Source organism: Burkholderia lata (assembly GCF_902499025.1).
GTDB classification, from domain to species: Bacteria; Pseudomonadota; Gammaproteobacteria; order Burkholderiales; family Burkholderiaceae; genus Burkholderia; species Burkholderia lata_C.
Map to the genome: position 1 here is coordinate 155,316 of NZ_CABVPW010000019.1, position 10,490 is coordinate 165,805.

Annotated in this window: 9 protein-coding genes; 3 read left to right on the plus strand and 6 right to left on the minus strand. The window is 62.8% G+C overall.

The features are described 5' to 3' along the window. Nucleotides 1–18: 18 nt before the first annotated feature. The 3 genes from BDI24065_RS20620 to BDI24065_RS20625 are packed head-to-tail and all read right to left on the minus strand — an operon-like array spanning nucleotide 19 to nucleotide 5,014. Entirely contained in the window at nucleotides 19–1,641 is a 1,623-nt protein-coding gene (locus BDI24065_RS20620; RefSeq protein WP_254609811.1) for a phospholipase D-like domain-containing protein, read from the minus strand. Between the two features lie 32 nt (nucleotides 1,642–1,673). Next, nucleotides 1,674–2,093 (minus strand): hypothetical protein, encoded by a 420-nt coding sequence (locus BDI24065_RS41075; protein WP_254609812.1) that lies wholly within the window; start codon nucleotides 2,091–2,093, stop codon nucleotides 1,674–1,676. Between the two features lie 35 nt (nucleotides 2,094–2,128). After that, complete coding sequence (locus BDI24065_RS20625) at nucleotides 2,129–5,014, minus strand: type VI secretion system Vgr family protein (RefSeq protein WP_175032834.1); 2,886 nt, start codon at nucleotides 5,012–5,014, stop codon at nucleotides 2,129–2,131. 444 nt (nucleotides 5,015–5,458) lie between these two features. Between BDI24065_RS20625 and BDI24065_RS20630 the strand changes: the two genes are divergently transcribed. From BDI24065_RS20630 to BDI24065_RS20640, 3 genes are all read left to right on the plus strand, one after another. Further along, nucleotides 5,459–5,599 (plus strand): hypothetical protein, encoded by a 141-nt coding sequence (locus tag BDI24065_RS20630; RefSeq protein WP_438820022.1) that lies wholly within the window; start codon nucleotides 5,459–5,461, stop codon nucleotides 5,597–5,599. A 221-nt stretch (nucleotides 5,600–5,820) separates the two neighbouring features. Beyond that, the gene (locus BDI24065_RS20635) at nucleotides 5,821–6,699 is read left to right on the plus strand and encodes a helix-turn-helix domain-containing protein (protein ID WP_175032823.1); all 879 of its coding nucleotides are present in this window, start codon (nucleotides 5,821–5,823) and stop codon (nucleotides 6,697–6,699) included. Nucleotides 6,700–6,778: 79 nt separating this feature from the next. Then, nucleotides 6,779–8,521, plus strand: coding sequence for a thiamine pyrophosphate-binding protein (locus tag BDI24065_RS20640; RefSeq protein WP_175032824.1), 1,743 nt, complete (start codon nucleotides 6,779–6,781; stop codon nucleotides 8,519–8,521). Nucleotides 8,522–8,636: 115 nt separating this feature from the next. Here the strand turns inward: BDI24065_RS20640 and BDI24065_RS20645 are convergent, their stop codons facing one another. From BDI24065_RS20645 to BDI24065_RS20655, 3 genes are all read right to left on the minus strand, one after another. After that, nucleotides 8,637–9,083 (minus strand): hypothetical protein, encoded by a 447-nt coding sequence (locus tag BDI24065_RS20645; RefSeq protein ID WP_175032825.1) that lies wholly within the window; start codon nucleotides 9,081–9,083, stop codon nucleotides 8,637–8,639. 302 nt (nucleotides 9,084–9,385) lie between these two features. Beyond that, complete coding sequence (locus tag BDI24065_RS20650) at nucleotides 9,386–9,991, minus strand: hypothetical protein (RefSeq protein WP_254609814.1); 606 nt, start codon at nucleotides 9,989–9,991, stop codon at nucleotides 9,386–9,388. Nucleotides 9,992–10,026: 35 nt separating this feature from the next. Beyond that, nucleotides 10,027–10,332, minus strand: a complete 306-nt coding sequence (locus tag BDI24065_RS20655) for a RebB family R body protein (RefSeq protein ID WP_174938291.1) — start codon at nucleotides 10,330–10,332, stop codon at nucleotides 10,027–10,029. Nucleotides 10,333–10,490: the final 158 nt, after the last annotated feature.

Below are 10,490 nucleotides of genomic sequence, written 5' to 3' on the forward strand. Positions count from 1 at the left end.
GCATATTCTGAAAGCGCGTCAGGCCAGCCGAACACTGGACGTGCGATCGTCTTGAAACCCCATCAAGAAGCCGGTCGGCTCCAGGCCGCGCTTCTTCTGCATGGCATTCGTATCCATGAGTTTTTGCCATTTTGTGAACGTTTCCTCGATGGCGGCAGGACTCCCATTTCCACCGTCATGGGCACCGCCGGTATGCAGCTTCCAGACTCGCTTCCGCAAATCGGTGCTCTTGGCACGATCATCGCTGCCCACGTTGATCTCCGCGTCAACCGCCATGCTCCGCAAATTCAGGTTGGCGCTTCCCAACGTGAAGAAACTGTCGTCGATCAGCAGCAGCTTACTGTGAATATAGATTTCCCGGTATCTGGCCGCGATTGACTGCGTCGGCAGCGGCAGCATCGGCGCCAGATCTGGGTCGGGCAATTCACCCTTGGCTTGCTGCTTCTGCGCGTATTCGTTCCAGCGGGCCCGCTTTTCTTCCGTTTCGGTGTTCAGCTTGGAACTGCGCCAATTGCGATCAAAGGTCCAGAGACTACCGACCAGCGCACGGATACCCATTTGATCCAGCGATTTTTCCAGGGATGCCTTGTCGCCGAGATCCTTGGCACTTTGCGCCGCGGGCGAGAGCGGCGCAGGATAGAGATCAGGATCTATACTCGCGCCGCTCGCCTTTTGCCGCTTGACGTAGGCATCCCAGGTCGCCTGCTGCTGCCGATTGCGCGCGAGTTCGTCTTCGACGGCCTTGTCCTGATTCGGCATCGACGTCCCATGCCCCAGCACCTTAACGGTATCGTGCGTGCGCGGCACCATCTGCACCCGCTCAGGCGTAGGGATGACAACCATCACGTGCAAATTCGGTATGTCGGATGGACTCTTGCCGGCAGCCTGGCTGCACGAGAGGAAGTCGGCCCGCAACTCCTTCAGCTTCTTCGGCCACTCGGTATATTGGAAATACTGGTTCTCGATGTAGATGTAGTTGCGCGCGAAGGACGTCGCCTGCGCATACAAGGCCTTGACGGATTTATCCTTTTCTTCGGGCTGCGTACGGACGATTTGCGCACGCTGGCACGGCGTGCCGAGATTCTGCGTCAAGCCCGGGGGGACCTTTTTGAAATCGTGCGTTCGCGACAAGTTCGTGCCCTTGCCCTTGGCACGGTTCCACGCGTCGGTAAAGTTCTTGCTCACCGGCACCAACGCCTCCCCCCGGATCCGGCTTGCATAGTCCTGGTAAGGCTTGAGGCCCGGTTCGGTGTCATTGGCCCCTTCCCACGCCTCACCCCGGCGAGGATCATTGAAGAGGTGCTGCTGCGTGTCCCAATAGTCCGTCACACTATTCAGCCCCATCACGTAGCCGACGGCGTGCACGCCGCCTTCATGGTCGTAATCGATCAGGATAGTCTTCTGATGGTCGGTGGCCACCTTCTCCAACCCCAGTACCTCGGTGAAGTCACGTTTGCCCGGCTCGCTCTTCAGGCTTTCATGGACGTCCTTGCTGCTGCCGTCCCGCGTACGAATCGACAGGTTGGGCAGCCGGCCGGCAAACGCATCGTCATACCATCGCGAATTGAAATCCTCGCGCCGTTCCCGCGGAGTTTGAGGTTGAGGCGGATTCTCGGTCGGCATATAGATGCCACCATCCATAGCGACCTTGATGGCCTGCTTATCGTCATAGTTCAGGCGACCGCTGCTGTGACCCGGCTGTTGTTCGAGCCGAGACTTCCGATGAAGCCATACCACGAAAGCAAACGAACCTGCACCGGCTTGCCATTGTTGAATTTCCCTGCCGCTACGTCGCGCAGCAATCCACCCCAGGTATCTCCTCGCGGCCAGACCTTTCCGTTCCGGATCAACTCCATCCCGGGATCGAAGCCCCAGCAGATGATCTCGACACTGTGCTTGGCCGCCTTCAAATCGGCCGCAATCTGCTTGAACGCATCCTCGCCGCAGATGAATACGTCGAGATTGTTCTTTTCGTATGGCGGCGCGTAGTAGTCCGCCTGCTTTTCCAGAAACCACTGTGCACTGGCGACCGTCTGCCGCTTACCGACATCGACCGGCGCCTTCGATTTGTTTTGGGTATTGGTATCGGACATCAGGTTTCTCGTCAAAAACTGTGGCAAATCGCCGGTCAGCCCTCTGCGTGGCGCTGGCGCGATTCCGGATCGCCGTCGACCGCTCGCCATCCCTGCGCGGCCAGTTGCTCGTCATCGGTCAAGCCCTCCTCCTTCACGGGCACGTCGATCTCATGCCCGTTGTGCAGCTTGACCGTATAGGAAGACGTGCCCTTCTGGTGATTCGCAATGATCAGTTGACCATGCTCGTCGGTCACGCCGTCCGCAATCTTGGCCGATCCCTTGTAAAGCGTGTACGGCTCATAGGCGAGCGGCCGGCCGTCCTCCGGATGCGAACGGAGCACCACAGCCAGGCTGTCCTGTTGCTCCAGTTCCTTGAAGGTCAGGGGATCGGGCGCTTTCACGGGCTTGTTGTCCGGGCCGACGAGGCTGTGCGACGCCGCATGTTCGCGCCACACGCCGCTCGTGCCATGCACGACGCCGCCACCATTCCACTGGCTGTAGCTCGAACCGCCGTTGATCGACGCTTCGTCGCTCGCCTGGGTATTGACCTTAGGCGAGCGAAACACGATTTCCTCACCCGCCTCCAGAATGATCCGTTTGGCGGCCTTCACGACGACGTCCTCCTTGTGCGCTTCAATCCGGAGCTTGCCCTCTGCCGTGACGAGCGTCATGCCCTTGGCCGCGAAGGCACTCATCCAGTCTCCGACGCGCATCAGCAGACGACGTCCCGCGCTGATCTGCGTGTTGCCGATACTTACGGCATCGATGTTGGTCTGCGCACCGAGCACCATCGCATCCTCGCTGGCCACGGTCACACCGGCCGGCCCCTCGATTGCAACCATCGGCGCACCGCCACCACCGCCACCACCGCCTCCACCACCCTGGTCGACGTTGCTGCCGGCGTCCCAGCCCTTGATCTGTGATGTGATCTTCTCGATGCGTGCAAGATCGGTATTCTCGGCGTCATTCGCAGCGGACGCATCACCGAGGTTTCGTACCAGTTCCTGCAACTGTTCGATCAACGTCTGCAATGCCGTGCGTTCGAGCATCTTGCCTTCGGCACGTCCCTGCTGCTGCGCGGTCACGTAGACGCCCTTCGCCGCGCGAATGACCGCCTGGGCATCGGTTCTAGCCTCCAGACCGTCGCCGCGAGGCGCGCCTTTACCTTCGTCGCGAGGCTCCGTCAGGTAACCCAGGTTCAACTGGGTATGGGTGTGCTCGCTGGCAAGCTGACTGCTGATCTGGCCGGGCGTATCGTCGAAGCGCAGCTGGTTGTAGCGATCCGCCTTGACCTCCTTCGTCTTGATACCGGACAGATATCGATTGCCCGGAAGCGAGCCCGTGTGGCTGAACGTGGTCGGCATATTGGGACCGCCGTGCAGCACCCCGGTCACGATCATCTTGTCGGGATCGCCATGCAGATGGTCGATCAGCACTTCCATACCGGCACGCGGCAGCATGTCCATGCCGTAGTTCGGGCCGGCCCAGGGGCTGACCCATCTCACCCACGCGCTGTCCCGCTCGGTTCCACTGGTGCCGGCGCCCTGCGCATGGGTGTGGTCGTCGGCGCGCAAGCCGAGAATCTGCACCTTGATGCGGCCGAATTCGTCGCAATGCACTTCCTCGCCATCCTGACCAACCACTTTCGCGGTAAACGGATGCACGGGCGGCAAATCAACGCGCGGGTCGTAAGCTGGCGTCAGCGGCACGCCCCGGCGCACGCACGTGAACGTGTTCTCGTATCGAACCCCGGCCCCCTCTTCTTCCGCCGGTAACGTGTCGAAGCTCCAGCGACTCGCGGCAAACAGTGCCTGCGCCCGTTCATCGAGCGCCTTGGAGTAGTTGTTGGTGGCCCGATGATGAAGGCTGGTGATCACGAATTGCCGCTGTTCGTCCGGCCGCGTGTCGACCTCGGGATGCCCAAGCAGCGTGAACCAAAAACCTGGTGAAACGTCCCGGACATCGCTCGCCGCGTATACACACTCCGCACGACGTTCGTGCGCCAGAATGCGTGCCTTCGCCAAGCGCTCTTGATCGGCGTCCGAATCGCCTGCGTGCGGGACGTCGATGACCGAATTAGCCAGCAATTTCGCGAGATCGTTGCCTGCCTCCCCCTGATCGACGATCGTCTCCTGCTCGGACTGTGCCATCCTGCCGGCTTTGTAATCCCAACTGGAACGTCGCACGCTGCCGGGCGTCAGCGCTCGGGCCGTGGACCAGAGCGTGACCGCGTCACGCTCCCGCGACTGCGAACCGCGGTGATAAGGCACCTGGCCTGCCGCCGCCTGAGGCAACTTCGTCGGATCGTCGCAGAACACGAGCGTGTGGACCGGCGTATCGGTTGCCGCTCCGTCATGCTTGCCGGCCCGTGCATACCAGAAAATGCCGTCACGCCGGCACAGCCGGCGAATGAAAGCCGCATCCGATTCGCCCGCCTGACGCGTCTGCTCGCGCTTCGGATACTGATTGCGATCGAGCACGAGTTCGAAATCGAAAGCCTGCGCCAACGCCGAACTGCGTTGCTGCCATTCGTGCAGCAGTGTTTCCAGAATGTCCGGGACGCTCGTCGAACGAAACGTTCTGCTGTTGACACGCTGCTCGAGGATTCCAAGCGCGTCGCGCAACGTCAGTTGTACGCACGTGAGCGAGCCGTCCGATTGACCGGCACGCACGTCGGTGATGATTCCGTTGATCGGGTACGGCTTGCCTCGATCCGTCATCAGTTGCACGGAAAGCGGCAACCCCAGAAACGTGGACAGCGGAAGATCCGGGCGCGAAGACAGACAGGTCAAATGCCCTTCGATGCCGGTACACAAGCCTTCCGTCAAATCGATGCTTTGCGGTACGAGGACACGTGCCAGCGCCTCTTGATGTCGTCCCCAATGAAACCGGATTGCACGATTGTTCTGATCGAGCGCGCTCACGAAGGCACGCAGAATTTCGGTCACGTTCACTTATCGATGGGCATTCGGCGACGACGCTCTCAGACCGCTACGTCACCTGCGCACTTAATTGATTTGAGTGTCGATTTTAAATGCAACGTTCACACAAAAACAATTGCGCTGTGGTAACAGACGGCAACACATGCACGCGCCTTGAATACAGCGGAACAACACCCACACCTTTTGACATCAAAAAGAATGGAACATGTTGATTCCATTGACATTTAACATTCGTTCCATCACTCGAAAGTAAATATTGCTCATCTTCCGCCCGACCGGATTCGACCTTCGGCCGTCAATTCCTGACTATGCCCACCCGGCCAAACTGTTGGTATTCCCGGCACTTCGCGACGGGCGGCACTCCCTTCCCAGCCGCTTCCTCGGCATGCCCGATCGATCCCCTTTTTTATGCAACCGGCTATGCCAGCCGGCGATGACCCGTTGCAGATGATCGAACACACCAACGAATTCGCGCGACGCTTCAACACGACCGTCGAACAGCCGGTGCTGGTTGAATGCGAGGCCATGCTGTCGTCGGTCTCGCGACTACGGGGCAGCGAACCGGCCCGCGCGCGGGGCTAGGCGGGCGGACCATCGCGGAGGCGAGGGGCGCGGTGGGGTTGACGTACTTGGATTGAACGGGACAGCGGCGATGAATTGTCGTCGCGTGGCACGCGTCCGCGACGACAGTCTCAAATGCGTGGCTCGTCGACCAACGGATCACCCGCGCAACCGCGTCGGCGAACATTTCATTTTGACGCTATCCTGCGGCTCGAACATGGATGACCACGCCCGAGTGACCTATGTCTGCAATCGACTCCGACGATATCGAGCAACACGCGCCTCAGGCGAACGGCAAGCCGACGCGCCGGAACGACGCGCGCGTCTGGCGCTCCACGCTGGTCCCCGGCGGTGAGATGGTCACGGCCCGCTTCACCGACCATGTCTACTCTCCCCACTGGCACGACGCGTACACGATATCGGTCATCGAACGCGGGGCTGAACGTTACGACTATCGCGGCACGCGGTTCGTCGCCGACGCCGGGTCCCTTCCCATCATCAATCCCGGCGAAATCCATACCGGTTCGAGCGCGGCCGACGCAGGCTGGCAATGCCGCACGTTCTATTTGCCGGTCGATTTCGTGCAGGGCGTGGCCGAAGAGGCCGGGCTGTCCTATCACGGCACGCCCTGGTTCGACTCGGACATCATCAAGGACACCGACCTGGTCGGCCGCGCGCTGCGAGCGCACCGCGTACTCGAGACCGGCACCGACATGCTTGCCGTGGAGTACGTGCTGCTCGACGCCGTTTCCACGCTGCTGAAGCGCTATGGACGGATGCGCCCGCCTTCCCGGCCGATGAGCATCGATCGCATGCGTGTCGAGCGGATGAAGGCGCGCATGCTCGACGAGCTGACCGCGTCGCTCGACCTGGCCGAGCTGGCCAACGTCGTTGGCGTGTCGAAATTCCATGCCGCGCGCATCTTCTCGCGCGAGGTCGGCATGGCACCGCATGCCTGGCGCAACCAGGTCCGACTGGCCCGCGCCTGCGATGCGCTTCGTGCCGGCATGCCCGCAACGGAAGTGGCCGCGACTTTCGGCTTCGCGGACCAGAGCCACTTCAACCGTCACTTCAAGAAGGCAAACGGTGTCGCGCCGAGTCGCTGGAGCGACACCCGGTAACAAAAGGGCGCACAGCGCAAGAACGTTCAAGCGCGAGCGTCGTATCGCGTCCTATCCTCGCCCTCAATGGGAGGAAGACATGGACGCAAATCAACGACGACGCCCGGTGACGAACGGGGAAACAGAAGCCGATACGGGCTTCGTAGCACTCGACGACATCCAGCCCCGACGCGGCGCGGAGGTACTCGTCGAGGTGCTGAGAAGCGAAGGTGTACGCTACGTTTTCGGCAATCCCGGCACGACCGAGCTGTCATTCATCGATGCACTGACCGACGCGCCCGACCTGTCGTATGTGCTGGGATTGCAGGAGGCCGCGGTCGTGGCGATGGCGGATGGCTATGCCCAGGCTTCGGGCCGGCCCGGCTTTACGAACCTGCATACGGTGGGCGGCCTCGGCCACGCGATGGGCGCCCTTCTGAATGCAAAGGCGGCCAGAACGCCGCTGGTCGTCACGGCTGGCCAGCAGGATACTCGCCATGCATACACCGATCCGCTGTTGTACGGCGATTCGCTGGGTGTCGCCCGTCCGGCGGTCAAATGGGCACGGGAAGTCGCTCACCCCGATGAAATCGGCGTGCTCGTGAGGCGCGCATTCAACGACAGCGCGGCGGCCCCGTCCGGGCCGGTCTTTCTGTCCCTGCCGATGGATGTCATGGAGCGCACCACGTCCCGGCCTGTCGCGCGGCAATCGGCGATCGACCGCACCTCGATCCCGGCGGCGCTGCCCGATCTGGCGAAGGCATTGGCCTCGATCCCTCCCGGACGCGTTGCGATGGTGGTGGGCGACGAAGTGTTCGCGGCCGGCGCCAGCGCGGAAGCCGTAGCCATCGCCGAAACGCTGGGAGCCTCGGTATTTGGCCCATCCTGGCCGGCCCACCTGCCGTTTCCGACATCGCATGCGTTGTGGTGCGGCAACCTGCCCATGACGGCCGCCGACATGCATGAAACGCTCGGCGCCTTCGACGCAGTCTTCGTGCTGGGCGGTCACTTCAGCATCACGATCCTCTACTCCGTCGGCCCTGCCATTCCGTCTACGTGCAGGCTTTATCAGCTGGCAAGCGACCCGCACGACCTGGGCCGGATACATGCAACAGCACTGGGCTGCGTCGGCGCCCTTCGCGTATCCCTCCAGGCACTCCTGCCGATGCTGCGCGACGCGTCGCAGCATCGGCGCGCCGAAATCGATACCTTGCGCGCCGACGCGCAGCGCAGTCGCACACGACGGCGCATCAACCTCGAGGAGCAGGTCGCGTCCGGGTTGAGCGCCACGATGACGACACCGCTCGTCGCCGCGCACGAAGTCGCGCGGGCGCTCGGTCCGACGACGCCTGTCGTCGATGAATCGCCGGCGACGATGCCGCTGATTCGCAGCGCGCTCCACTCCGCCGGTACCCGGCAGTACTACGGTACCCGGGGCGCCATCCTCGGATGGGGCATGGGCGCGGCGGTCGGCATATCGCTGGGGCTCGGACGGGAACCCGTCGTCGCGATCATCGGCGACGGCTCCGCCCTCTACGCGCCGCAAGCGTTGTGGACCGCGGCGCATGAATGTCTTCCGGTCACGTTCGTCGTCGTGAACAATCAGGAGTACAACATCCTGAAGAAGTACATGAAATCGCAGCATCATTTCGTCAGCGCCCATGCCGATCGCTTCGCCGGCATGGACCTCAAGGACCCGCCCATCGACTTCCTGGCACTCGCGAAATCCTGGGGGCTGACCGCCCGTCGCGTGGCGCGGCCGGGAGACATCGCGGCCGCCGTCGCGTGCGGAATCGCATCGGGACAGCCGAACCTGATAGAGATTCCGGTCAGCGTGACGTAACCGGCACTCATGGTCCTGATCCGAATGGCCTCGCGGGATCACTCCGCCCCGTCAAGGTCCATTCGAACCGGCGCCCGCACGCATGGCGGGTACCGGCTTCAGCGGATCGTGCCGGCTACACGTTGGTCCATGCGCCGGTGCCCTGCTGATACTGCATCACGCCACCGTGTATCCGCACCCGCAGGTTGCCGTCCGGCACCGGCACCCAGTCAGTCATGTCGAGACTCTGCATCAGCCCGGCGAAGAAATCCCGCACCTCTTGCAACTCGCTGGCCTGCCAAAGGTCGATGCGCCCAAGGCACGCGCGCAGATCGCCACTCTGCTGCATGATCGTCTCGACCTGTCCGGCTACGTCTGCCGCCGGATCGTAGACGTTCGTGCCGTCGGCGCTGACGATCGACAGATGAATCCCGCGCACCATCGTCGGCTGGCCCGGTGTCTGCTCGACGAGCGCGATGCAGCTCGTCATCGCGCCGAAGTCGATTTCCGTCGCATCTCCCCAGTTGAGCTCGCCAACCCCCAGCGGCGCGGGACCGTGTACGTCGTGAACGATGTAGGACATGAGTTCCTCACATGACTAGATAGGACTGCTGTTGGCAAGCCGCGACGTGTTCGACAGAATGGCCGTGCGTCGGTCCCGCCGCTCACATCCCGCATCGGGCCTGACGGCCCGGCGGGTCGTGTCGATTGATGCTTCGTCGGTGCGCATGCGGACGGCAATTGCCCGCGACGTTCCCCATCGGCGCGATCATCCACACCACGCGGACGATCACGCATGCATCGATTCAATGCCTGCCGTTTCGCGCCTGCCCGGGTCGTCGTCGACGCTGCCCACGCAGCCCGCGGCTGCATCGTCGGCGCACCCTACGCGCCCTTCTTGTCCAGCAGCGCCTGATACTTCTGCAGGCTTTCGTCGATCCTGTCGAGTGCGACACTGGCGGCCTCCCCTTCGATCGCTTCCGCGGCACCCGCGACGATCGCCGCGGTCGCCACGAACAGATCGGTCAACAACAGGCCCACCGCATCCATTGCCATGCCGGGCACGTTCTCGTCGACGGTCTTCTGCGCAAGGTCCTTCATCAGCACGCTCTTGCCCGCGATCGCCAGCGACGTCGTCGCCTCGAAGTAGTTGGCCGCCGCCTGCGCGACCATGCCGCCCGCCTGCGTGATCATCATGTTCGGGCCGACGGCGATCTGCGTCGTCGCATAGGACGCCGCCTCCGCGTTGATCGCCTGCACGGTCTGCAGCGCCGAGCCGCCGGACCCGGGCGCATCCGCGACCTGGTTCGGTGCTTTCAATGCATCGGTGAAGCGGCGCAGCCGGTTGACCGGCCACGTGCGCGCGCCGGCTTTCGGTGTCGCGGTGTCCGGTGCGACATCGGCCGGCGTCGTGGCTTCGGCTGCGGTGTCCGCAACATCGTCCGGCGTCTGCGTCGTGCCGTCACCGCGTCCGCCCAAAAGTCCTTTCATGTTCATGGTTCAGGTATCCCGAGAGTCGTCGCGTCCTAATGCGTGGGGCCCGTCTGCGGCCCGGCCGCCGGAACCTGCGGCGCGCCACCGGACCCACCGCCCGATGCGCCCTTCGGCGATGCTTCGACGGACAGGATCATGGCCACCGCCTTCGACACGACGGCGTTCGAAATCTGGTTCAGCGCTGCCTGCTGCTGCGTCATGTTCTGCGCCGAGATGCCGACGGCCTGGCTGAACATCTGGTAAAGCGTGCCCAGCGCCTGGGCCGGAGACCCAGCCACGACGTTGACGTTGGTCTGCGTCACCGCGTCGGTAATCTGCTCATTGACTTTGTCTGCCACGAGGCCTCCTCGGAACCCGGCTCCGGCATGCGATTGAAGGAACGGACGGGCCGGCAGGCCAGCGACGCCGCACATGCCGTTAGAGACGGTTTCATAAAGACTGTTCGGCGCGCCGGAGGGTGTTCCAGCAGATCAGGCAGCAACCGAGTTTGAGGAAC